The sequence below is a fragment of the Enterobacter hormaechei subsp. xiangfangensis genome (assembly GCF_001729785.1).
Classification (GTDB): domain Bacteria; phylum Pseudomonadota; class Gammaproteobacteria; order Enterobacterales; family Enterobacteriaceae; genus Enterobacter; species Enterobacter hormaechei_C.
This window is the reverse complement of sequence record NZ_CP017183.1, coordinates 537,294-560,141: the sequence shown is the minus strand read 5'-3', so window position 1 is coordinate 560,141 and position 22,848 is coordinate 537,294. Positions and strand designations below refer to the sequence as shown.

21 protein-coding genes and 4 pseudogenes are annotated in these 22,848 nt (G+C 47.1%); 7 read left to right on the top strand and 18 right to left on the bottom strand.

Features of this window, described 5'->3' with window-relative positions; translation table 11 throughout:
* Positions 1 to 181: 181 nt before the first annotated feature.
* From BFV63_RS02695 to BFV63_RS02645, 12 genes and pseudogenes are all read right to left on the bottom strand, one after another.
* Positions 182 to 1,419, bottom strand: a pseudogene (locus BFV63_RS02695) (IS110 family RNA-guided transposase).
* Between the two features lie 290 nt (positions 1,420 to 1,709).
* A pseudogene (locus BFV63_RS22320) lies at positions 1,710 to 1,799 on the bottom strand (TA system toxin CbtA family protein); the annotation flags it as partial.
* A gap of 20 nt (positions 1,800 to 1,819) precedes the next feature.
* Entirely contained in the window at positions 1,820 to 2,176 is a 357-nt protein-coding gene (locus BFV63_RS02685) for a type IV toxin-antitoxin system YeeU family antitoxin (protein WP_069597444.1), read from the bottom strand.
* 25 nt (positions 2,177 to 2,201) lie between these two features.
* Positions 2,202 to 2,423 (bottom strand): DUF987 domain-containing protein, encoded by a 222-nt coding sequence (locus tag BFV63_RS02680; protein WP_069597443.1) that lies wholly within the window; start codon positions 2,421 to 2,423, stop codon positions 2,202 to 2,204.
* A complete protein-coding gene (gene radC / locus BFV63_RS02675; RefSeq protein WP_081329660.1) occupies positions 2,420 to 2,962 on the bottom strand; it encodes a RadC family protein in 543 nt (180 codons plus the stop codon). Before radC ends, BFV63_RS02680 begins: the two co-directional genes overlap by 4 nt.
* A 12-nt stretch (positions 2,963 to 2,974) precedes the next feature.
* Entirely contained in the window at positions 2,975 to 3,418 is a 444-nt protein-coding gene (locus BFV63_RS02670) for an antirestriction protein (protein WP_069597442.1), read from the bottom strand.
* Between the two features lie 30 nt (positions 3,419 to 3,448).
* Positions 3,449 to 4,270 carry a DUF932 domain-containing protein gene (locus BFV63_RS02665; protein WP_069597441.1) on the bottom strand — a complete coding sequence of 274 codons (822 nt, stop codon included), beginning with the start codon at positions 4,268 to 4,270 and terminating at the stop codon, positions 3,449 to 3,451.
* A 91-nt stretch (positions 4,271 to 4,361) separates the two neighbouring features.
* On the bottom strand, positions 4,362 to 4,703 hold the full coding sequence (locus BFV63_RS02660) for a hypothetical protein (protein WP_069597440.1): 342 nt from the start codon (positions 4,701 to 4,703) through the stop codon (positions 4,362 to 4,364).
* Positions 4,704 to 4,737: 34 nt separating this feature from the next.
* Positions 4,738 to 5,202: pseudogene (locus tag BFV63_RS02655) on the bottom strand (hypothetical protein).
* 125 nt (positions 5,203 to 5,327) lie between these two features.
* Complete coding sequence (locus tag BFV63_RS23205) at positions 5,328 to 5,486, bottom strand: hypothetical protein (protein ID WP_086550786.1); 159 nt, start codon at positions 5,484 to 5,486, stop codon at positions 5,328 to 5,330.
* A 212-nt stretch (positions 5,487 to 5,698) separates the two neighbouring features.
* The gene (locus BFV63_RS02650) at positions 5,699 to 6,586 is read right to left on the bottom strand and encodes a GTPase family protein (protein ID WP_069597597.1); all 888 of its coding nucleotides are present in this window, start codon (positions 6,584 to 6,586) and stop codon (positions 5,699 to 5,701) included.
* A gap of 124 nt (positions 6,587 to 6,710) precedes the next feature.
* Entirely contained in the window at positions 6,711 to 7,625 is a 915-nt protein-coding gene (locus BFV63_RS02645; protein ID WP_157888057.1) for a hypothetical protein, read from the bottom strand.
* An 897-nt stretch (positions 7,626 to 8,522) separates the two neighbouring features.
* On the opposite strand from BFV63_RS02645, the gene BFV63_RS02640 reads away from it, so the two are divergent.
* The 6 genes from BFV63_RS02640 (at position 8,523) to BFV63_RS02620 (ending at position 11,845) form a co-directional block, all read left to right on the top strand.
* Positions 8,523 to 9,098, top strand: a complete 576-nt coding sequence (locus tag BFV63_RS02640; protein WP_069597438.1) for a rolling circle replication-associated protein — start codon at positions 8,523 to 8,525, stop codon at positions 9,096 to 9,098.
* A 101-nt stretch (positions 9,099 to 9,199) separates the two neighbouring features.
* Positions 9,200 to 9,406: a helix-turn-helix transcriptional regulator gene (locus BFV63_RS02635; protein ID WP_057055960.1), complete on the top strand. Its 207-nt coding sequence runs from the start codon at positions 9,200 to 9,202 to the stop codon at positions 9,404 to 9,406.
* Between the two features lie 117 nt (positions 9,407 to 9,523).
* The gene (locus tag BFV63_RS02630; protein ID WP_069597437.1) at positions 9,524 to 9,910 is read left to right on the top strand and encodes a putative zinc ribbon protein; all 387 of its coding nucleotides are present in this window, start codon (positions 9,524 to 9,526) and stop codon (positions 9,908 to 9,910) included.
* A 51-nt stretch (positions 9,911 to 9,961) separates the two neighbouring features.
* On the top strand, positions 9,962 to 10,147 hold the full coding sequence (locus BFV63_RS23320; RefSeq protein ID WP_234794290.1) for a DUF7828 domain-containing protein: 186 nt from the start codon (positions 9,962 to 9,964) through the stop codon (positions 10,145 to 10,147).
* A gap of 75 nt (positions 10,148 to 10,222) precedes the next feature.
* The gene (locus BFV63_RS23315; RefSeq protein WP_234794288.1) at positions 10,223 to 10,396 is read left to right on the top strand and encodes a putative zinc ribbon protein; all 174 of its coding nucleotides are present in this window, start codon (positions 10,223 to 10,225) and stop codon (positions 10,394 to 10,396) included.
* A gap of 510 nt (positions 10,397 to 10,906) precedes the next feature.
* Positions 10,907 to 11,845, top strand: coding sequence for a glycosyltransferase (locus BFV63_RS02620; protein ID WP_069597436.1), 939 nt, complete (start codon positions 10,907 to 10,909; stop codon positions 11,843 to 11,845).
* Positions 11,846 to 11,926: 81 nt separating this feature from the next.
* Here the strand turns inward: BFV63_RS02620 and BFV63_RS02615 are convergent, their stop codons facing one another.
* From BFV63_RS02615 to BFV63_RS02605, 3 genes are all read right to left on the bottom strand, one after another.
* Complete coding sequence (locus tag BFV63_RS02615; RefSeq protein WP_069597596.1) at positions 11,927 to 14,440, bottom strand: S8 family peptidase; 2,514 nt, start codon at positions 14,438 to 14,440, stop codon at positions 11,927 to 11,929.
* Positions 14,441 to 14,456: 16 nt separating this feature from the next.
* Entirely contained in the window at positions 14,457 to 15,458 is a 1,002-nt protein-coding gene (locus BFV63_RS02610; RefSeq protein WP_069597435.1) for an AAA family ATPase, read from the bottom strand.
* Positions 15,459 to 15,524: 66 nt separating this feature from the next.
* Positions 15,525 to 16,088, bottom strand: a complete 564-nt coding sequence (locus BFV63_RS02605; RefSeq protein ID WP_069597434.1) for a recombinase family protein — start codon at positions 16,086 to 16,088, stop codon at positions 15,525 to 15,527.
* A 353-nt stretch (positions 16,089 to 16,441) separates the two neighbouring features.
* Here BFV63_RS02605 and BFV63_RS23310 point away from each other — a divergent pair.
* Positions 16,442 to 16,660: pseudogene (locus tag BFV63_RS23310) on the top strand (group II intron reverse transcriptase/maturase); the annotation flags it as partial.
* 153 nt (positions 16,661 to 16,813) lie between these two features.
* Here the strand turns inward: BFV63_RS23310 and BFV63_RS02600 are convergent.
* From BFV63_RS02600 to BFV63_RS02590, 3 genes are read right to left on the bottom strand one after another with little or no spacing between them, the layout of a single operon-like run.
* Positions 16,814 to 18,076, bottom strand: coding sequence for a GIY-YIG nuclease family protein (locus BFV63_RS02600; protein ID WP_069597433.1), 1,263 nt, complete (start codon positions 18,074 to 18,076; stop codon positions 16,814 to 16,816).
* A gap of 3 nt (positions 18,077 to 18,079) precedes the next feature.
* Positions 18,080 to 20,095, bottom strand: a complete 2,016-nt coding sequence (locus BFV63_RS02595) for a DEAD/DEAH box helicase (protein ID WP_069597432.1) — start codon at positions 20,093 to 20,095, stop codon at positions 18,080 to 18,082.
* Positions 20,096 to 20,135: 40 nt separating this feature from the next.
* Positions 20,136 to 22,808 carry a DNA methyltransferase gene (locus BFV63_RS02590; RefSeq protein WP_069597431.1) on the bottom strand — a complete coding sequence of 891 codons (2,673 nt, stop codon included), beginning with the start codon at positions 22,806 to 22,808 and terminating at the stop codon, positions 20,136 to 20,138.
* Positions 22,809 to 22,848 lie beyond the last annotated feature (40 nt).

Below are 22,848 nucleotides of genomic sequence, written 5' to 3'. Positions count from 1 at the left end.
AGGGTGTTTGAGCTTGTTTATTTGACTGTTAGTTTAATTTCTTGTTTTTATATTAACAAGCTTTACAATTAGATCAAGATTTCTCAAAACCTAATCTCCCCGTGAAAATCCACTAACTATACTGAATGCATTCCGTTGTTAAACATGTCCGCTTCACGTCCTGAGACATTCGACAAGCTTTTTATGACATCAATAAGGGCGAATTTCGCGCTTCCAGTGCCAGCAAATATTTTGCTTCGTCATAACGGGTTCTGGTCTTCCAGCAGCGGTAAATAATCCTTATCCATTTGAATGCCAGAGCCCGGATCGCTGATTGATGAGGTTTTCCTTTTTCTCGCAGCCCTGATAATACAACTTGGCCCAGTATGATGAGTTAACCGTCTTGGCAGCCCATTCGACAAAGGTTTGCCTGACGAACTTGGCACACTGCCATCGCCAGTGAACCCAGGATTTCTGGCCACTTCGTTCAGTCACCGGTGCAATACCTGCGTAGTTTTGAATTTCCTCAGTGCTGTTGAAGCGGTCGCGGTTATCACCCAGTGCGGCAAGCATACGTGGGCCCATACACGGCCTCATGCCCGGCAGTGATTTGAACAGATCTGCATCCGTAAGCGTATCGAATAGCGATTCGATTCGTTCGTCGTAGGTTCTGATAGATTCACCTACAAGTTTGATTTGCGATTCAAGAGCTGTTGCCATTAGCGCATTCGCCTTGATGACACTTTTATCAGTGGTTAGGGGAATAGCGTTCGCAATGCTTGTAACTCGCTGTTCTGTATACGCTACAGCGGGACCACCTATTGCCTTCATAAAATGACGGACGGTATCACTCCTGGCACGTTTGAGCTGTTGCAGGCTTGGCCAGCGGATTATGAGCTCACAGAACAATAAACTGTCCCGATGCGAGAACCATTCCAGGGGTTGAGGATAATACTGCTTAAGCGTGTTAATGAGCCGATTAACAAAGAGGCGTTTGTCTTCTACCAGCAGTCTACGCTGCTCGACTAGTTGAAGAAGTAAACGGATATCAGCATTGTCGGGGTCGATGGGTTTTATCTTTTGGGGATAGCGAAGCATCAGATCTAATGCCAACCCGGCATCCTGCGGATCGTCCTTCGCACCACTTGGCCAGAAGGTCTGCCGATAGCGGGCCAATGATAACGCGTGTACAGGAAAGACAGTAATAAAGGGGGACTTCTGGAGAGCGTACACTAACGGGCTTTTCTTCAGTTCAAGGGCGATAGCGATCCTGCCTTTGACCTTTTGATGCAAGTCATTGAGCTAGGTATCAAGCGCTTCCGGCGTATGGTTAATCACATGGAATGCGCGCTCACCGTTTTTAAACTGAACGCAGACATCGTGCTTTTTATCCGCCCAGTCCAGACCAACATGAGCAGCAAACTGATCTATAGCAGTCATCACCAACTCCTTTTAACCGGGGATTGGTATGCATTCCACGCTCTTCGAAGAAACATAGTCAGCAGTTTATCTGCATGCCCTGAGTATTCGTTAGCGAACGTGGAGCACTTACTGGCTCGAAAGCAAAGCGGCAATCATCAAATCACATGATTCTGGCACAATATTCGTAACCAGTAAGCGCATACCCTGAATCACTTAAAAGTGTAACCCTCAGGGTTCGAATGACTATATCTGGCACAAAGCGGACTCTAAGTCACCGTTTAAATTCATTTTGATAAAGACTATGCCGATAGCAAATGAGTAAGTAACATTTGCCAGATTGCGACAGGTGTCGGGCATGACTTCGCTGCACGCAGAATTGTTGCAGGTAGAAACTTCATTATGGCTCTCTTGAAAGAAATTAAAGTTGAGTGGGATAAACAGCAATGTATATGTAGCTACAACTACCAAGCGTATCGGCTTCGCAGGTGAGTCCGTTGTGATAAAGCGTGACGCACTGCTGATAGCGGGGATTGGGCTTGCCGCTAAAAAGCATCAACTCCAGTTGTTTGAGCATCAACGGAAATGCCTGGTTAAGGCGCAATGCATCGTTGTTACTGAAAGCACCGTTAAACCCGGCCCGGTCAGCGAGAAAATGCAGCCGGTTCCCCTCCTGTACCAGACGGGCACCAAAACAAGGTGTAATAGAGCGTTTAAGTCCCCACTGCGGGCAGACGGGATTCTCCGGCTTGCTACCGGATTCTGAGTGATTGTTCATTATTGTTCCTGATTAAAGGGAAGGATTAATTGAGAGTGACGCTGCGAAGAATGACATAGGGACCATTGCGATCCTGACGGTGCTCAGCAAACACGGCCAAAACGCCGCGTATGTCCTGAACTTCCCGGCCAGCATAATGGCAGATACTGCCAGACCATTTATATTTGCCGGTACAGAAGCGAAACAGTCGGGAGCTCGGATGTTGCCGGTACAGAGCCATGGCCTGGCGCTTACTGATGATTTTCATATCCAGCCTCGTTCTGCAAACGACACAATGTCATCCTGACCGACAACCAGGTGATCGAGCGTTTTTACATCAACCAGTCCCAGCACCTCCTTCAGCTTGTCAGTCATCTGGCGATCTGCTTTGCTAGGCTCCGGATCGCCGGATGGATGGTTATGTGCGAGCACGACAGCTCCGGCATTGAAGCGAAGCGCTGACTTCACTACCTCACGGGGATGGACCTGCACATGATTAACTGAACCGGCAAACAGTATTTCGCTTTCCAGTAAACAGTGTTGGTTATCGAGATACAGCACAATAAACACTTCCCGTTCTTGTCCTGCCAGCTGTAGCCGAAGCCAGTCACGGGCACCAGTGCTTGAAGTAAAGGCTATGCCGGGCTGGCGCAGATATTTATCCAGTAGGTTGATAGCGCGGCGAATAGTCCGTTGGGCGTAGGGTGTCAGTCCGGAAGTCGTAGGGAGTAAACAGCCATGCTGAGCCATGACCGACACAGGAAAGAGTTCAGGCTGCGATAACAGTGGGGGTATTGCGGTACTCATGCTCGGCTTTCCTCAGTCAATGAGATGTATAATGGCTGTGCACTCTGGATGGTTCAGCGCGAAGTCACGTAAGCGATAATAGTGCTCAGTCATCGCGTCACATTCGGTACGGCAAGCGTGGTGGCTGTATGCCATCAGGCAGGTGACTATCCCTGCAGCTTCACCAGTAAGTTCCGCGCCGTTGCCATTCATACTGTTGAACAATGTCCACTTCTCATCCTGCTCTGACTCAGGGGCCATAAAAGCGCCGCCGTTGCTGAGCGTCGAAAAGCGCCAGATACCACCGTGATAATCGGTACACAGGCGGTCCATCCAGGCAAAAATCCTAGGCTCAAGGGTTATCCATTGCGGGATGGAGCCAAAGTGCTGTGGCCAGAAGCCGATGCGTAACTCATCAGGTACCACTGAGGCAGTAATTGCTGTCTGCTCATCGAACTGAAGGTTTTGTGTATCCATTAAACTATCTCCTTATGCTGCTACCGTTGTTTAACGCCCAAAAAACTCAAGCATATTCTCTGCCATTACCCACAGGGCACGATTGAGCTTCACGTCGCCATCAATACCGGTAACGGCACGGGTGCGACTGCTTTTCCCCTGTGCGGTTCGTCCTGACAATCCCCCTTTCATCAGATTCTCCTGCACGCGCTGGTAGACGGTCCACAGGTCATCGCTGCAATCCTCCCGGCGACGTGAGGTCAGCAACTGCGATACCGTGACCGGCTGGTGGTCCTCACCAAAGCGATATTTCAGCGCGGCATTCGCCAGAGCGTGCTGTGCTGGTGGCGGAAGTAAAAGTGACGCCATGGCATCACGCTTTTCATCCACCCGGTCAAATACCCCGAGAACTTCGTAAGCCCCTTCAATTACCTTCTCAACGACATTACCTTTATGTGGTACCCGCACCTCTCCGAATGACTGACCGCAGACCAGACCGTTAGTACAGACGCCACGAAACAGCCCCGGCAGCATATGGTAGCTTGATGAGCCGTCATGGCTGTTGAGTAAAATGATTTCCGGTACCTGATGACCGTTTAGCTGCCCGGCGCGACGCAGGCGAAGCATGTGTTTGGTGTGCTCCCGTTTGCTCTGGTCCCGAACTTTTGTCTGGCAGGCAAAGAACGGCTGAAAACCCTCGCGCTGCAGGCTTTCGAGGATGGTGATGGTCGGAATGTAGGTGTAACGGTCTGAACGCGATTCATGTTTGTCACTCCCGAATACACTGGGAACATGACTCATCAGCTCTTCATGGGTCAGAGGACGGTCACGGCGTATCTGGTTTATACGGCCAAATCGGCTGGCTAATCTCATGAGTAATTCCTTTAAAAGAGGCAAAAGAAAACGCCCTGCTCGTTTGAGCAGGGCGTTCAGATAGAAAAGAAAGGTGGAAAAGCTCGAGGTGTCAGCTGTCAAAATCAAACTGCCATGCGCCTTCGCTTGTCTGGACCACCACTTCCAGTACATTGCAGGGAACCATCAGCCCCTTGCCGGTAAATTCATGGGATACAGCACCGCCAAATCCCAGACGTACCGGTTTCCACGGGCTGGCGAATTCTGCATCTTGGCAGTTTCCCCGGTTGACAATGAGTTGTTTAATCACAATCGAATCGACTTTTGATGTAATCCGAATCGATGAGTAGTGGCTGTAGCTTCCGGGACTAACACTGACGCTGACCGGTGAAGAAGCGGCCAGCGAAGAAAATGACAGCAGACAGAGTGCTGCGACTGTGATGATTTCCTTCATTAAATTTCCTTTAACCTGTAAGAGTGAGGCACAACTACAGTGCAAATCTGGGCACGCAGCCGTTGTCACCGAACGCAGGAAGAACTGCAGCAGCCCCCGCTAAAGTGAAAGTGGCAGGTTTTACCCCGCTACCTGCAACCACAACACGTTTGCCGGTGCGTAATTTGTTCCATGCCCACATCACATTGTCAGATCCCACATGAGACTCGCTTTCGCTGATATTCACTTCTTCAGCGTTATCAATTCTCATGGTAAGCGTCTGACCACTGTCCATCCTGACCCGATGGCCATTCACGTCAGTGAAGATAATGGTCGCTGGCTGTGAGCCGGAACTGTCGCAGGCCAGGTAAAGTTGTGATTGCCCTTTACCGAGGATGGTTTACTCAGAAGTTCCCTGCGCATAGCCACTTACCCAGCTATCACGGTTGCCAAACGCATGCGAGACAGAAGGCGTCAGCACTGAAGCCAGTAAAAATGAAATAATCAGTTTATTTTTCATTGGAGTGTCCTTTCAGAAGCCAGCCATATTGCCCAGGGTGGTGATAATGAACAGCAGGCAGGCCATAAAGATAATGAGGGTGATGTACCAGCGGGTGAACTTACCGAACAGACGCAGAAATGTTTTCATGTGCGGTCCTTTGCAATAAGCCAGTACAGCAGCCCCGCCAGTATCGGGTCGATTATCAGACCGAGAATGAACCAGCCCCAGAACGAGCGTCCGTTAGCGGAAGCCACGATACCCAGCAACAGGGCCAGAGCGCCCCATAACAGAATTAACGGCATATACTTTCCTTAATGCGTGACAATCCCTGCGATACATCGCATTGATTTTGATGGTTAAAATTAACAAATCACATAATGCCCTGTGGATTATGTGGCTACCGGATTAATCATGTACAACGATGAATATCGATCGGCTCGATCGAGAAAATCGATCGTGATGAAACAAAGAAACTTATCGAAAACGGCAAGGCCGCTCATTGAAAGCGAAGTGACTAGCCGAAGAAAAATCCCCACAGGGAGCGTGCCGCGCGGGCGACAGCGTGTGTTGCAGCCTGCAGTGCAATGCGAGCCACCTGTGGTAGCGGGGCCAGGTCAATAACCTTATCGATAACGTCCACCACGGCATCGCCAAAGCTGCTGCTGGCGGTGCTGATGATACTGGTAGTGCGATACCCGTTCTGCAGGTGCGGCACAAGTGGACTGCGGGCCTGCTTTGGGAGCAGGGTAATCATGGCCTCCACCAGACGCGACAGACGATAGCGCCCCCGGACCGAAACCGGCAGAATATCCTGCTCAGCGATACCTAACTGCCGGGCCACCGCCTGCTGTTTCTGCGCAATACGCTCAGCCTGTAACGCCGAGGGCTGGGCAGACGGCCAGTTCCACTGCTCGGCGGGGTCGGTTTTGTCCACCTGGTTGAGCACCCATAACACCGGCGGCTGCGGTCCGCTGTACTGCGCGAATACGTCCTGATAAAACTGCTCTTCCACCGCATAGGCGCGGTCATCGGCCTTGAGTACCCACAGCACCATATCGAGTTGTGGCATGAGGTCACGATACAGTTCACGGTATTCACCATCACGGGTAATACTCTCGCCCACACCGGGTAAATCAACCAGCGTCAGGAAGTGATTACCGAAACGTAGCCGTACGCGCTGTGGCTGGCGGGTACAGGCCTCCACTGCATTGACTGCACAGACTTCACTGCGGAACAGCGCGTTACACAGCGAGGATTTACCGACACCAGTTTTACCCATGATGCCAATCACCGGTTCATAAGTGACCAGACGGTTAAGTTCCTGGATTAGATGCTCGCGCAGCGCGTGCGGATAACGCCGAAGATGGCGGCGGATAAGGGCATAGCCTGAAGGATGTTTCATATCGGCCTCTGAATGAAAAAAAGCCATCCGGTGAGGATGGCCTGCTGGAGTTAAACGGGAGGGAATTCAGTAAGGTGATATATAATTCAAAAACGATTAAACGGGTATTTTGTACATCCTGTCGTTATTTTTTCAGCTGCCCGTAATGCAGTAACACCCAGTGACTGATTAGTTTGTGTACACTGACTCCTCTGATCATGGCAATTTCCTCCAGTCGGGTCCTGATCTCCGGTTCGAGGAGTAACGTGACCGTTTTTTTATGCTGATTTTTACACTGATATTTTTTTATCGCATAAATACGGCGCATTTTATGGAGTACCAGTTCCCGGTTTTCTTTATCAGAAAAATAATACATACAGGGGATTGCCAGCTGGCAGGCGGTAGCGGAATAAACGTTATAATCAAACGATGTACGTAACATATCACCTGCATATTCTGTCACAGCACGAATACCGGCGTCATTGATATCCTGTTCCCTGAACAGAAACCGAAACAGCTGGCGTAACTGTGTTTTTTCCCTCATCCATTCCCGACGCAACTTATTACATAAGCGTATTTTTTGTTTCAGAGAAACGTCGGAGGTGTCAAAAAGATTCTGCAGGGCCAGAAGACGATCTTCAGGTGTGTCCGGAAAAGGTATATTCAGCTCATACACGGAAGTCCACCGGTTAATGTCCGTATCATCATCATGATTATTCTCACCCTCCTCAAGAAAATGAAACCAGACAAACATCCCCGCTAAAGGGTCTTCCGCTATCCAGTTGAAATAGTCGTCATCAATGGCATTACGGGCCCAGGCATCTTTTTGTTGCAGGATAACGGTCTGTATCTCACCAGCAGATAAGGGGCCAGTCTGCCCTTTCATGACCGGACTGTCGTCATCGTGCAGGGCTGACTCGTAGAGGAAGGCATGGATTTTGTCATTAAGCTCAGTCAGCGTGGCACCGGATACAGCAACACGCTGACGGTATCCGTGGAGGTGAAAAAGGGCCTCACGCCGCGAGCGGGCCTGTAGTCGGGGAAGAGAAAACGTATCCATAAAGGGTCCCAGCATCATTTTATCCAGTGAATTTTCCAAGTATTTTTGCAGTATCTTCGGTGAGTTTCTGTGATTACTCTTTGAGTTTTACATGATAAAAATAGTTAAAAACATAATAAATTCAGTTGAATGATGCCTTATTCTGGCGACAATATCCGGCCTGAGCAATGCTCTGATGACATGACTGAATGGATCGACAGGATATCAACGCAGACATGTGCGAAACAGAACGCTGTCACTGTATAAACGTTTTTCTGAGGCCAGCACTGTACACATAAAATGTGACCAGTGTGAAAACCAGCCACCAGGGAGTATGAATGATGAGGGTAACTCTCTGCTGAGGTTAAGATGAGCTCACACAGTGGTGACATCCACTACATAGCGGGAAGATGTTCCTGCCAGAGCGTCTGTACGGCAGCCTACGGGAATGCGAGGCGATTTTAGCCAGATGTATCTGGATTAAAATGAAAAGTCGAAAAATATCGTATATTTTCATAAAAATATTACAACAAAGAAATATGATAATAGGCAGTCTAAAACCTTCGGAGTAAATTCATTTAGGTTATTAGTGTTATTTTATAAAGAAGCTTACGATCCCCCACCCATTAGACACCTCCAACGACACATCTATCTTTAAATTTTATCCGCTATCCGTATACACTCAGCGTGATTTATCTCATCTCCCGCCTGAGCCTGATGCACTCATCCTAAACACAGATCCCGAATATTAGCCTGAGGATGATATGAAAAAATATCCCCTCGCGCTGACAATTCTCGGCTAACGGTACCAGTTACTTTGTTCAGCATTAGCCTGCCCGACTACCCGCTCATAACCATACAGTAAAAAATAACACGCCGCTGTAATCCCATGACCACTATTCATCACGGGATAAAATCATGCTTCACCATACCAACAGAAATCACCAACCAGATAATTCTCTACAAAACGTTTTATTCAGTCATCAGAACCAGCTCTTTGAATGCTACTCAAAACTCTTAATGCTGCGGGTGGATTTTGCCTATCGCCAGAATAGTGATTCATTTAACGCCGCTGACGTGAATCAACTGGTCGCCGATATGACCTGGCTGACGGTACAGAGTTCGGCATTATCAGGGTTGGTGGGATATGCCTGGGTACTGGAATACGGAGAAGACCACCGTTACCACATCCATGCTGCTTTTTATCTCAATGGTCAGCGTCACAGGAAGGTCTGGTGCTTCTGGGAAGCCATTCAGTCGCTGTGGGGGGACATCACGGATGGAGAAGGCTATGCGCACCGCTGTGAGCCTAAAGGACATTACAGGATTCGGGGAGAGCGCGTAGTTAGCTTTTCCGACAGCAGAGGACGGGAGGGCATGCAGTACATCCTGAGCTACCTGGGTAAGCAGTCGCAGCGAACAGTACACCGGATTTACAGAGTTAGTACTGTCCCGGCACCGGCAGTGAGTGGCAGGCGACGTAAGTACAGCTGAACCCGCCGATAAAAAAATACGCCACGGGCACATCGTTTGAAGAAGTCTGCACCATTCGAATCCCTGACTTCTTCTCCCTTACCACCAACGGAGAAAAAACGATGACTACAGATTACAGTGTTCTTAAAGACCAACTGGTAACGATGGCGTTTATCACCCAGCTCACCGGCTTAACCGACAAATGGTTCTATAAGCTCATACAGGACGGTGAATTCCCTAAACCCATTAAGCTGGGCAGAAGCTCCCGCTGGCTTGAAAGCGAAGTGGAAGCCTGGCTACAGCAACGCATCGCGCAGTCGCGTCAGTAATCTATCGAACGCAATCACATCTCCCACCTAATTTAACTCCACCAGTCGTATGGCCTCCGCTGCTGCCCTTCCCGGGACGGCTTAGCCCTGAGCGTCATCCGGCAAAGGACCAATACTATGTACGCAAAATCTTTTATCGCCACTGATGGTAATCAGCGCCTCACGGGCGCGGTCACTGCACAGCTTAACCCTTACAACCGCTACTCCTGCCACCTTTGCGGCAGCGCTCTGATATTCCACCCGGAATGGGGTAATAACCGTCCGTGGTTTGAACACACATGGGAAGACCTGACCGAGAACGGACGTCACCACTGCCCGTATGTGAACCCGGAGCCGAAAGAAGCGCGGCGGATACGCATGCTGCGTCGCTATGTGCCGGATGTCTTACCGCTTGTGCGCGAGGCCGAATGGCACTGTTCTGGCTGCGACTGCGATTATCACGGTGAGCGCTATTGTCTGACCTGCCGTACCGGTGACCACAGTACCGAACGTTACGCAGAATGAGCCTGCGTTATCTGCCACTTGCTATCAGGATCCCATGACAGGATTTACACCATGCAATTTAGAACCATTCGTACCGCCCTTGACCACGAGGGCGAAGTCACTTACATCCGGGACCTGACTCCACGTTCAAGGGGGCTCTGGTTCTGCCGTTCCTGCAACAATCCCCTGCATCTGCACTGGACGCATGACAACGGCGGTTATTTCGAACATGACCTGGAAGACGCTGACGAACGCTGATTAAGGCATTGTGCGTACCGGATCATTGCCCGGGATAAACCGGTATCCGCTTTTGACCAGGCCGTGAATGCACTGATGGAACGTGATGATGTGTCAATAACAGCACCTTCAGACAGAGATTACTTCTGCATACTCTGCCAGCGTGAATATTATGGTATCCGCTGCTGCCCGGCGTGCGGGCAGCATATCTACAGCACGGAAATGAAAGACCTGGATACCCTGACGATACCAGTTAAATTTGCGAAATAAGGGGGGTGTTCTCGCCGTAGGTTATGCTGAGAGAAAGCCTGACATACGGGCATTTCTACAACAGGCGATGGCGCATTATCCACGACTGGCAGAACTCAGCTTTACAATACTGTAATCGCACAGTGTCGCATAACTACACCTTTTATCGATCGGCACCAACGATCAATATCTGAAAACTGATCTATCAAAACGATTATCTTTCATGCCCCCTGCCTGGTTACCCTTGTCTTACATTGCACGCAGAAAAACCTTTTATTACGGTTAGTTATCTAGCCGAGGCTTGCTGCGTCCATTTTCCTGGTAACCCAAATCATGAGGTCACAAAGGCGCGGAAAGATGAAGAAATGTGCACGTTGCAACAAAAAAAGAAGCGTCCTTGAGCGGTGGCTCTCACTCGATAAAGAATTCTGCGACGAGTGCTTATTTGATATCGCCCAAGAAATCAGGGAAAGGCGGATTATCCCAATCAGACAACTCAAAGATAGCAACGAAGAGAAGTCGTAACTCGATATGAAGAATAAAATCGATGTCAGCGTCATCATCCCTGCTTACAACGCCGCAACGACTATTGGTTGTCTGATCAATAAAATCCTCAGTGAAACCCGCGTGGCTATTGAGCTTATCGTTATCGATGATGGTTCTACTGATGAAACAGGCAATGTTCTTCGTCAAATCCACGATGACCGACTCATTCTCATCGAACAGGCCAATCAGGGTGTCTACGCGGCCCGCAATGCGGCACTAGACATTCATCGGGGAGAGTGGGTGATTTTCCTCGATGCAGATGATGATATTGCCGACGGAATCATTGAAAAACGATGGAAAGTAGCTATTACGTCGCAAGCCGACGTCGTGATCTTTAATGGCTGGCATTCTGACGCTGATCAACAACGAAGAGCAGTCCACCGAAAGCAGCCCTATGCGACAACTCTATCAGGCCATGAGTGGATCAGATACTGCGTTACCCGCCGTGAATGGCCGCATTACCTGTGGCTGCAAATGGTAAGATCATCCTATATCAAACAGCATTCACTGCACTTCCAGCCCGGCAAGAGCCATAAAGACATTCTGTGGACGGTACACCTCGCCGCTTGCAACGGTTTTTTCTGCGTGTCGGACATTAAGGATTATATCTACATCAGCAATACAGCCTCTATCACACACCGGTCAGATTATTACGATGTTCGTGTAATGAGCTATATCGACGTGATCGCGGAAATCATCCGGTTAGCGATACAAGAGAAAAACAAAAAAATAAAGGTGTTTTTGCTCAGACATGCGCTGGTGGAAGCACGTCATTTTTTGGGATTATATCGCAATCGCGTCGGAAATAAATCTGGAGTAAAAACTTGCTTCAAAGCTCACATCTCGTTCGCCAGTTTAGTCAGGGGCATCAGTAGTTTTAGCGATGTGTTTTTCTTTATCAAGCTGGTGGGTAAGCTGTTCTGATGGATTGCAACATTGTCACCTAGAACCACTCAAAACGCTATCTCTTCAAGACTGCAGATTTATCCGCAGTCTTGAATAACTTTAAATAGAGACAGAGATATCGACTATATTCTCAACTTCAGTATAGATATTTACAGACTCGTCTGGTACTTCAATGCTAATCAACAATGAGTACTTTACGGTATTTTGCCAGCGATCTTCACCTGAGCGATACTTCCACCACCCACTTACCGGGAATACAGCAATGGTATGCATGTCGAGAAGTTCAGCTACCGAACCATTCCACCGGTCTGAGTGCACGGAACCTCTTGTTCTTAATTGTGGGCCAAGGAACCATCCCTCATTATCACCCTCCGGACCAGTATAATCGTCTGTTATCGCTAATCCATTAACCATAGATCGAAAGTTTTCCAAGGTCTGCCCTGGACGTATGGTGGTAAATCGCAGCCCATGAGATTGGTAGCTGTATCTTGACCGATACCCACGACGGCCTGGATTAGGTTCGATGAAGTATGAAAGCGTAACTCGCATTTTCACCGGAGTTTCCGGTGAAAGTAATTGTAAAGCAGTTACAGGCCATGGCAATTGATGCAGATTCATCATGTTGTTTTTTGGATCAGCCGATGCAGCCGCATTGCTTTCTTTGATGAACGGCTGTAGCTCGCTTTCAGCTATCAATGTCAGAGCGTGATCAGCGCTATATCTTGCCCGATTAATATCAGGAACACCGTGGCCTACAGTACGCAGAAGGCAATCTTTTGCCACACTCGGAGAATGCTGACTGCATAGCTGTCCAAAACGCATCATCATCCGGGGTGTCCATTCTGCTGAATGAACAATCAAGCCTCGAATAGTCTCAGGCCATAGCTCCGGGTATTGTGTGCGCAGAAGAGCTGCATCTCTGGTTATCAGCGCACATGCAGAACTTGTGTCCCCATGACTTTCAAAAGCAGAACCTGCCGTTTTACCCGATGTTGTAAGCAAAGATACATCAGAGCAGTTATCAACCGCAGTCCTGTCGGGAGAAATAACATGATTTCCACCCTCGGCAACGACATCAGGTTTATGAGGAGCCTGTTTTCGCCATGACCAGTTCACAGAAGATCGGCTTGATGGAGAAACATCTCCAGGCATTGCAAATGCTGTCCAGCCATCAAAAGCTGGGTCATCAATTGTAGACAACTCTGTATAAGCACCAACGGTAAGCGCATTCCAGGATTGCGCAGGATCTTCGATGGGCGAAAGGGCAACCTGATCCCAGTAATCTGAGTCATGTCTGACATCACGGTTGTTACCTGCGGAGATAACGAATAACCTACTGATATCTTCGTCAACACCACATGTAAAACGATCGATTTCTGCAGACCAAGAAGATGGCATCCCGCTGACAGAACTTTCAGGTGAAGTAATCGCTAGGCTAAAAACCCGGTTATACTCTGGCCGTTCAGTTTCATGTTTGTAAGCTGTGCTCACAGTAATATCGCCGTAGAGCTCAGGAGGATTTACTCCTGTAGGAGGGATGATTCTCCCTGATTCGATAACGAATGGCGTATGTACAGATGAGCGACTCTGGCTGACATCAAGCAGATTGCCAAAGGCAATCAGACCTGCCTGCATAGAACCATGCTGGACTTCAATGCCGCCTTGAATAGAGTAATGCGGCCACTCAGGGTGCCAGCATTCTGAGTAGCTGCCAGCGGTGACATGCTGCAGAAGCCGATGATGATAATTGATCCCAGTATCAAGTATTGTAACCGCGCAATTAGCATCGGTATTAGGCACGAAACGTTGGGAAATATCATCGACCCACTGAGCTTGATCGAAAGGGGAAGAGTAGACAATAGGGAACGGGGTATCTTTTGCTCTCCTGAGCTCTTCGAGATTCGCTATTAGTTCAGGGGCACGTTCAAGCTGGTTAAGGGAACATTTGATTAATAGAACAACAGATTTAAAGAAATTTAGAGAAGAGCTTCCCAGCTCAGCATCAAGTCTTTCTGCTAACTGTCTGCCAATCAGAAGAGGATCGCTGTTTCGCTCCTTCTTGAGCCAAAGCTCCCACCAAACCTGTCTCTGAGGATCATCAGGGAAAAGGCCAGGTTCATCGGTCCAGAAAGAACGAATCCGTGCAAACCTTACTTCAGCAATACTAGCAATCAAAGCATGATTTGCAGGGTAATATGTATCTTCACTTTCTTTATAGCGGTCTTTGTCAGGGTCCAAATACTGATTTACTTTTCGTAGAAAGGCCCAACGCCTGGCTTCGGGGATAAACAGGGTTGCGACTTCACGGTTCCCCTCTGTCTTAAGAAGGCAAAGTTTGAAATCAGTATTATCCAGCTTTTCCAGGGGAAGCTTGATGCGTTCCTGACCAATGACCTCAATATAAATACCAATGTCATCTGTTACAGGTATCTCCCGATTGGCAGCTATACCATCATACCGGTCTAATATACCCTGATATTGCAGCCTCAGTCCTTCGCCATGAGTCTGTCTGTCCCGGGGAGCGACTTGAGTACTTCTTGCTGTATTTCTTGACCTAAATCTTTCACTCGTAACAAACTGCCTGACATTCAAATGCATCCTGTCATTTGCCATTATGTCCTCTGCTATGTTATTCCCGGTTTGCGCCACCCCCTTTATGTCTTCTGGCGAGGGCTTTGACGATCACCGACGTTTCAAGTTTTCCGTCAAAATATATAACGGCATCTTTTGCAGCATCATCACAGGAACGCGTAATTTCGGCAGAACTCAGGCCCAAAGCCTCCGTTGTGATTGCTTCCCAGTCAAGATGGTTAATATCGAACAAGGAAAGTCGATTTTTCATCAACATGACAATCTGTGCTTCTTGTGGCCTCTCGAACTGGATAATATCGTCGAAACGGCGATAAAGAGCCTGGTCAAGTAGTTCCGGGTGGTTTGTTGCTGCAACGATTACGCTTTCTGAATAATCCTGCTCTACAAATATCAGAAAGGAATTCAATACCCTTCTGATTTCGCCCACATCATTTGATGCACCACGTTGTGTGCCAATCGCGTCAAATTCATCGAACAGATATACCGCCCGGGTCTGTCTTATATGATCAAAGATAAGACGTAATTTTGCCGCAGTTTCTCCCATATAACGTGTAATAAGGCTATCCAGGACTATGGTATAAAGCGGCAAACGAAGTTCAGTAGCCAGCATGAGAGCTGACATTGTTTTACCTGTTCCGGGTGGTCCGGTAAAGAGGAGTTTACGCCGTGGCACTAATCCGAAGCGTTTCAACTTATCTGACTGTCGTTGCTCAGTAACGACTTTCTCCAGTCGCTCTTTGACATCAGAAGATAACACCAGCTCCTCAACATGCACATCGCTGGGCGTCAGTTCCAGCAAGCCCTGAAGTTCGCTTTTTGGCTGATGTACAAATTGAAGTGTTTTTGCTGTCGTCAAGTGACTCGTTTTTTCATCGTTTTTTTGTGACTTTTCAACGATTTGCTTAATGTCATTGGCGAGTTTACTGTGACCCTGACGTGCTTCTTTAGCTGCTACCTGGAGAGCAATAGAGTAAAAGCGCGCTTCATCACCTTCAGCGTGGCTCTTTAAAAGCGCTTTAAACTGTTCTGCAGTTGCCATTATCAACTCTCCTTTGGTGCGTTGATAGTATAAATATTAGTTCTTAAATGCACGATGAAATGTGGTCTAAAGCGCATGTTCTGGAACGATAACCCCAACATATTTGTAGATCGTCGTTCTGGAAACGCCGTACTTTTTTGCAACATCACTCACACTACTTTCAGGGCGGCTTAATAATTCTTTGATTTGAATAATATCTTTCTGACTCAATTTCTTTTTTCGCCCACCAAGGCGGCCTCTTACCCTGCTGGCCGTAAGTCCTTTCTGGTTTTTTTCTCGAACGAAGGCTTGCTGACACCCCATAAGTAAATGGCACATTCTGACCAGCGGTTCCCCTGATTCACTAGATGAGTCAAGGCTTTCACTGAGACTGATCAGGGATGCATCCCGCTCGGTGATGGAAGTTATGGCCTTAAGTACATCGACAAGGTTACGTCCCAACATTTCAAGGCTGGTTACAATCAGCACATCTCCGGGCTTAAGAAGATCCAGGCATAAACTGATGGGCTGAGGTTCGTTTTCTTTATCTTCGACGATCAAATTACAGCCTACGGATTCCAGGTTTTCGCGCTGATTTTCCGTATTAAATTTCCCCGCTAATGTTCTCAGATAGCCGATTTTTTGATTCATGAACAATAAATTAACATTGATTTATTTACGATTAAATTAACAAAAAAAAGAAGAGAAATCTATCCGGTTTGGTGTTTTTGACAAGTTAACTAGGTTGGTGGGAGTGGCGTTGATCCAACACGGCTTAATTTACGCAGTACACCTGAGCTGAATGAATGATGTAGGGTGGAATGACTGGAATGCTTCGTTCTGTACTCAAGCTGAATATCGGGACAGCAGTTTTTTTCACAGTTCGAACTGCTGCTCCCTGCCAACTTGCAGCAAGTAAGGATAAAGATTATGACGGGCGATCTCCTCAACATGCTTGAGTCCAGACAAGTTAACCAGGGAGGGTTAGTTGAGAATGTTAAGCCGCGGTGGCGTATTGCCGCTATTCCGATGCTTTCATCATCATCGTTAAAGGTACTAAATCATAGACGGAGACCATCAGGGAGGATGGTCGTAGCGTACTCGAATACAGCCTGAAACTCAGGCTGTACATGGATAAGACCATAATCACCCATGCTAATGACGGCTTTAACTTTCTGGGCCCTCGAATCATCCGTAAACGTATTCGCTATTGTGACATGCGGGGGATCTGGCCCGGGCAGATATCTTCGATTATATTGAAGTGTTGTACAAATGGGCCCAGCCTCACAGTCATCTCGATGACGTCAGCCCAGATGCCTTTGAACAGGCCACGTCGTGAGGACAGGAAATGTATACGGTTATAGTGACAGTCCACATCATGAATGACCAGTATCTCTCTTCGCCACAATCTTCCCTGTCGTATTGTCCATTCGATATTGCGAAATTGTACCGTCAAGAATGTACTTGATCACAGAGAGCACAGTCGCTAAAGGCGCATGAAACCATTCGCGGGGATGATAAGTTTGTCCATCTAAACCCCGTAATGTGATATTGAGCCGTTGCTTACCTAAAAAACCGTGAATAAGCGTTTCAAATTTGTGAGTGTTGATATTGAAGCATTGTGTAGTCATGACTATACGAACGGGTGCTTCAAGGAATGTTTTATCTTTTCCAGCGTGTTTGATGCGCTCTTCGATAGTTCCTTCAGTAAAGCCAATTTTATACAAATCAGGTTTAAAACGTTGAAGAGCTGGCTGGTCGCTATGCGTGGCGAGGACATAGACATATCCTGTCGGAACCGGAGCTTCATCAGGACGTATTGACTGTCCATTCAAAACAACTTTACGACCTTCTGTATCTCGTACCAGACCATGCGTAAGCGAGAGGAAAAGCATATTCATCTCAGTTCCGTTTTCAAACACCAAATGCAAACGGGCATTCCAAGGTCCATATTCCTCCAATCGCTCACCAACTTTATCTACATAGCCCATAACCCCATTGAGAATAAAAAAATCACCTTCATGAATTTTTAACTCATGGCGGAAGCGAACAAATGAAAACGCCCCCGTTTTCAGACCATTTTGGACTGTCTCAAACAGTGGAGTAAATCGATAAAAATCAGGGCACGGCTGTCGTTTGGCAATTTCGTCCGGCTGTGTTTTCTTTTCAACCGGAACATGTTTTAACGTGAAAATATCGGGCTCAGCAAATGAGAGCAATCCATCATCGTCATCAGCAAAGATATCGTCCAAAGAGGTGACCAACTCCGATCTATCAACCTCGACGGGAGGAACTGAGAATGATACAGATGATTCAAGAGTATTCTCGTTATTTTCACCTGCTAGTAAGCCATGAATATCAAATGGCTGCAACATCTCGCGATATTGCTTGTTATCCTTGAGAGCCCTCAAACGCTGTGCTAGCAACGTTTCCTTAAATTCCTCCGAATCGGGTAGAGGTGGACGCCCATGAACCACATAAAATGCATTAATCTCTTCTAATCTGCTTACAGGCAGATTACCTGTAGGGGAATATATTTTTAGTGGTTCAACTACGAGTAAACCAAGAGCGTCTGGTTCAGAAAAAATATCATCAATTGTCACTTTTTGACGAGCTCGAAGAGGTGAAAGTCTGAGCATAAGTTACGGTTCCTGTCGCACAGTACGCTGTTGTTTCATTTTTCGGATGTAAGCTAACGCCTCTGCATAACGAACCTCTATTGCGTCACTAGCATTCAGCGATGGCTCCCTATTATGCTCACTGGCAAACGCTTTAATTCTTGGCCAGAGCATCACAGCTTCTTCCTCAGATACCTGCGCCTGATTCGCTCTGACTGCTTCCTGAATAGTTTTTAGCATCGTCGCGGTGACAGATTTTGATAAAATCTCGTAAGCACCGTGAAAAGGATTCACCACATCAATCAGGTCGATATTCAAATTCTCAATATTGATGAATTTATCACCCATTTTTATGAACTGATTGTTGATATTTAATGAGTCGTTCGAATTGCCGGTACGCTGACCTGGGGTGTTATCGATAATAGCATCCATCGGTAAATCGGCTTCATCAACTAACCCACCACATTGGCCTACAAAAAGACTCTGCAAAATACCGCTGCGAACCTGTTCTAGTTCGTATTCCGTCAGGTCAGGGTGAAGCGTTTGTATCACCGATGGTAACACTACCTGAGTAATTATCTCAGGCGGTGTTGACTCGGTAATAGCCTCTTTAACCACCTGCTCATTCGCCATTAGCGCCGCCAGGATCTCGTTTTTACCGCCGTTAAGGATTGTTAGAACCTTGTCTGATACCGGTAATGCATGATCATCAACCAGAACCGTATTGGCAGGTAACGGTTCACCAGTCCATTGAGATCGTGGTTTAAATTGAATATTTGGAGCCATGATTTGCTCCATCAACAACGAGGTGGTGATGGCTTTAAGCATGTTGTTTACTGATACTTTAACGTCATCATCTTGAGCATCAGGCTGAGCAATAAGGTTGGTAAATTGTGCGTGAGTTTTGCCTTCACAATCCCGTGTCGCACGCCCAATTATTTGCACAATCTCCGTCATCGAGCTACGATAACCAATGGTCAGTACATGTTCACAGAAAGGCCAGTCAAACCCCTCTTTCGCCATACCTAACGCAATAATGATATCCATATCCTCAGCAGAGTGGATATTCCGCAGATACGCCTGTACTTTCGGTCTTTCCGCCGGGTTATCATCTACCAGATTCGCTACGCGCAACAATTTGCCATCGCTTTTGCGTTTCACTCGATAGATTCCGGTATCTGGCTCTTGCAGTTGCACCTCACCCAACGCATCCAGGATGGCATCAACCTCGGCATGTTTATCTTTCGTTGATTCGCCGGAATTAACATTGGGAATATGGATGATGGTTTTCTTACTGGCATCCAGCACTGAAGGTAGTGCCTTGATGTATGGCCCCTGATAAAAATGGTAGCCAATGCCTAAAGATTTTAAATACTGATATCCATTGAGCTGTTCGTAGTAGGTATAGGTCACTTTCGTGAACTGAGCTTCATCTTCGGGTTGCAGAATGGGTACGGTATCCCCTCGGAAGTAAGAACCTGTCATTGCAACAATATGTGCATTAGAACCTTTCATCAGGGCATCAATCAAATTGCCCAAACGGTTGTTTTCATCCGCTGAGACATGATGGAACTCATCAATTGCAACTAGGCAGTCATTAAACGATTCAACGTTCAGCTTATCGAAAGCAAAACGTAGGGTGGCATGAGTACAGACCAGTATGTCGTCAGGACTCGCCATAAATCGTTTAAAGGCTTCAACCTTTCCAGCCTCTCCACCGCCAATGCACAGATTATTTTCAGGTTTTACTTTCCAGTCAGCAAAGAAACCGTGCTTCGTAAGTTCAGTATCTTTAAAAGAACCTCCAATAGACATTTCAGGGACCGCGACAATGGCTTTGCGTATCCCCTGATTGACGAGTTTATCCAGGGCAAGGAACATTAATGCTCTTGATTTACCAGATGCTGGTGGAGCTTTGATAAGTAGATAAGGGCTGTTGCGCTGCTCAAAGGCTCGAGCCTGCATTTCCCGCATACCAAAATCGTTAAGACGCGCACTTTGCCCAGTCTGCCCGTACTTAACCTGTAAAATATTTTCCACAATGCAATCCTCTGTTGGCTCTGACTGGCAGAGCAAAACCTTATGCTTTAGTCAGCGCTTCATAGCGTTCTAACAGGCAGCTCAAACGCTCAGTGGAGTCCCTGAATGGTTTGTCACGGTAAAGACGATCTACAGCCTTATCCAAAGTTTGATGGGCTTCCAAAAGGTCTGCGGGCATCTTTAACGGATCATACAACTCAGCTAGAGTATTTTCAGGGTAGTTTTCCCGCGTCAGTAATACTGTTTTTGCCAATGCAATTAGCGAATTACGCTGTTCATTAGTCACGCTAGGCCAAGGGAAAGAGTTATAAACGACTGTTGCTGAATAGCGGTAGCGACTTTCAAGACGACCTGCTACCAGTCGCATCCAGTCGTTGTGCATTAGTGAGGTCAGGATAGCAAACTCGTACAAAGTGCCATTCGGGAGAATGTAATTCAGATTAGTTGAAATTACGCTGGCATCATAAAAGCCAATAGGAACATAGGTTCGTCGCTCTGATGAAACACTAGGTATCAGAATATAATCATTTGGGTTATTTAAATCTCTAAATTGATGAGGGCGCTCAGCCATTTTCTGAGCGCCTTTGTCTGGGCTTTTACGCCGTGCTTCCGCTACTTTTTGTACTCGATTTAAGACGAGCGGCATAGACTGAAGCTCTTTATTGGTAATATCTGCCAACCATAAACACCAGCGCTCTTTACCATTGAGAAATTCATCCGCTCCCATAACTCTTTTAATCCAAGGGGCAGCTTGAGGCTCCAGTTTTAGCAACATATCACGTTCACGACGATCCATTAGCAAATGACCACCATCGGTAGGTTTATTTCCAAACAATAGCTGGGGGACATTCTTTACCATCGGTTTTGTTTTCGCCGACACGGCTATGTTGCTGCCTTCAATCAGATAAGGGCTAATGTTGCTCACCAGTTTGCTGTGCCACTGCCCGTCCACTTGCTGGAAAAGTTGACGCGTTTTGCTTCGTCCTGATAGACCAACAATAACCACATGCACCGCTGCTTTATCACGAGCATTATTTGCCCATGCAAAGGTTGGGTAAGCAAAATGAATGCACAGACCCAGCTTGAATACAGAAGGCCATAGTGTTGCTACTTGCTCTCCCTGACACAACGAATTTGTAGCCACCAGTGCCAGCTCAGCACGGCTATTCTGGATATATTGCGCGCCCTTCCAAAACCAACAGGCAACAAAATCCAAACCACCTAATGACTTAAAACCGCTAAATACAGCCTGCATATCAACACGCTGTTCATCAGAGCGACCTAACGTCCCTAAAAACGGCGGGTTGCCAATCACATAAACTTCATCATCAGCCCCTTTTGGACATACTGCCTGCCAATCTTTTTGCAGGCTGTTACCGCTCCAAATTTTACCTGATGATCGCAACGGCAACGCTGGTGGTGCTGAACCAATATGCTCTTCCCACTGTTTATTTAATTGATGTTCTGCAAGCCATAGAGAAAGACGGGCTATCTCACAGGCAAAGTCATCGATCTCAATACCATAAAATTGGTCAAGATGAATCCTGCTCATAAAGAACGATTGCGGATCATTCTGCAATAGAGCCCGGATAACATCCATTTCCAGTAGACGCAATTCTTTATAAGCAACAATCAGAAAATTACCTGAACCACATGCAGGATCGAAAATCTTAATTTCCCCCAAACGGACCAGCAATCGATTAAGACCATTGGTACTTGTGCGCTGCTTTTCCAACTCGCTACGCAGTGGTTCAATGAACAGTGGTTGTATTACCTTCATTATGTTGCTGTAGGAGGTGTAATGCTGGCCTAAACGGCTACGCTGTCCAACATCTATCACAGCCTGAAACATACTCCCAAAAATATCAGGATTAATCGCACTCCAGTCCATTGCACTACATTCAAGTAAGAGACGACGACCTTTCAGACCTAATTCCGGAACTCGTTCATCGCTGGCAAATAAACCGCCATTAACATAGGGGAATGTAGTGAAGTGAATAGGAAGTGACCGCCGTAATGGACTATCAAGTTTGCTATTCATCACAGAAAAGAGGTTCATTAAGAACTGATCTAAATCACTGCCATCCTCAGATGTGTAACTCTTAACTGCGGAAGTAAACTGACCTTTTTCAAAGATGCCAGTATCTTCGGCAAAAAAGCAAAACAACAAACGAGTGAGGAAGACATTAAGCGCGTGGATATCTTCTGCTTTGCTTAAATCATTACGCGCCTTGATAAGATCAAACAATTTTCCCATCTTCTCAGCGGCTTTCACATCTGCCGGATTTTCGCTATTGAGAATGGCCTTCTCCAGCCCGACCAGCGGTAAGAAAAAACCGTAGTTGCGTGGTAATTCTTCAAACTCAATATCGAGACGCTCCTTCGTCAGTGTGTCCCAGGCTAAAAAGCGAACAAAATTTGTAGCAAGAACAAAGCGGATCTTATTTTTTGTAACAGCCACATCTGCAATACGTTGCTCAAAAGCAGATTCGAGATCATCTGTATCTGCCACTGGCTGGTAGTAGAGTTTATTCTTTAATGCAACGTGCCCTGGCTCTTTCGCAACATTACGCGCCCCACCTTGCCGAATCTGACTCAGGGTAGATTTAGGGAACTCAAAAGCAGTTAAAAAGCCGTAGATAAATTCGTCTTGCTCAGGGTTTTCAACCAGTTGTTCGAGATGTTCAAAAATTTTCGCCTGATTAACAGCCATTGTTATTCCTAAAAAATACAGTACCCGTAGAGGATGATGC

Coding starts and splice junctions, on each gene's coding strand:
- BFV63_RS02685 (WP_069597444.1), bottom strand. CDS start 2,176: ATGAACAATCACTCAGAATCCGGTAGCAAGCCGGAGAATCCCGTCTGC.
- BFV63_RS02680 (WP_069597443.1), bottom strand. CDS start 2,423: ATGAAAATCATCAGTAAGCGCCAGGCCATGGCTCTGTACCGGCAACAT.
- radC (WP_081329660.1), bottom strand. CDS start 2,962: ATGAGTACCGCAATACCCCCACTGTTATCGCAGCCTGAACTCTTTCCT.
- BFV63_RS02670 (WP_069597442.1), bottom strand. CDS start 3,418: ATGGATACACAAAACCTTCAGTTCGATGAGCAGACAGCAATTACTGCC.
- BFV63_RS02665 (WP_069597441.1), bottom strand. CDS start 4,270: ATGAGATTAGCCAGCCGATTTGGCCGTATAAACCAGATACGCCGTGAC.
- BFV63_RS02660 (WP_069597440.1), bottom strand. CDS start 4,703: ATGAAGGAAATCATCACAGTCGCAGCACTCTGTCTGCTGTCATTTTCT.
- BFV63_RS23205 (WP_086550786.1), bottom strand. CDS start 5,486: ATGCCGTTAATTCTGTTATGGGGCGCTCTGGCCCTGTTGCTGGGTATC.
- BFV63_RS02650 (WP_069597597.1), bottom strand. CDS start 6,586: ATGAAACATCCTTCAGGCTATGCCCTTATCCGCCGCCATCTTCGGCGT.
- BFV63_RS02645 (WP_157888057.1), bottom strand. CDS start 7,625: ATGGATACGTTTTCTCTTCCCCGACTACAGGCCCGCTCGCGGCGTGAG.
- BFV63_RS02640 (WP_069597438.1), top strand. CDS start 8,523: ATGCTTCACCATACCAACAGAAATCACCAACCAGATAATTCTCTACAA.
- BFV63_RS02635 (WP_057055960.1), top strand. CDS start 9,200: ATGACTACAGATTACAGTGTTCTTAAAGACCAACTGGTAACGATGGCG.
- BFV63_RS02630 (WP_069597437.1), top strand. CDS start 9,524: ATGTACGCAAAATCTTTTATCGCCACTGATGGTAATCAGCGCCTCACG.
- BFV63_RS23320 (WP_234794290.1), top strand. CDS start 9,962: ATGCAATTTAGAACCATTCGTACCGCCCTTGACCACGAGGGCGAAGTC.
- BFV63_RS23315 (WP_234794288.1), top strand. CDS start 10,223: ATGGAACGTGATGATGTGTCAATAACAGCACCTTCAGACAGAGATTAC.
- BFV63_RS02620 (WP_069597436.1), top strand. CDS start 10,907: ATGAAGAATAAAATCGATGTCAGCGTCATCATCCCTGCTTACAACGCC.
- BFV63_RS02615 (WP_069597596.1), bottom strand. CDS start 14,440: ATGGCAAATGACAGGATGCATTTGAATGTCAGGCAGTTTGTTACGAGT.
- BFV63_RS02610 (WP_069597435.1), bottom strand. CDS start 15,458: ATGGCAACTGCAGAACAGTTTAAAGCGCTTTTAAAGAGCCACGCTGAA.
- BFV63_RS02605 (WP_069597434.1), bottom strand. CDS start 16,088: ATGAATCAAAAAATCGGCTATCTGAGAACATTAGCGGGGAAATTTAAT.
- BFV63_RS02600 (WP_069597433.1), bottom strand. CDS start 18,076: ATGCTCAGACTTTCACCTCTTCGAGCTCGTCAAAAAGTGACAATTGAT.
- BFV63_RS02590 (WP_069597431.1), bottom strand. CDS start 22,808: ATGGCTGTTAATCAGGCGAAAATTTTTGAACATCTCGAACAACTGGTT.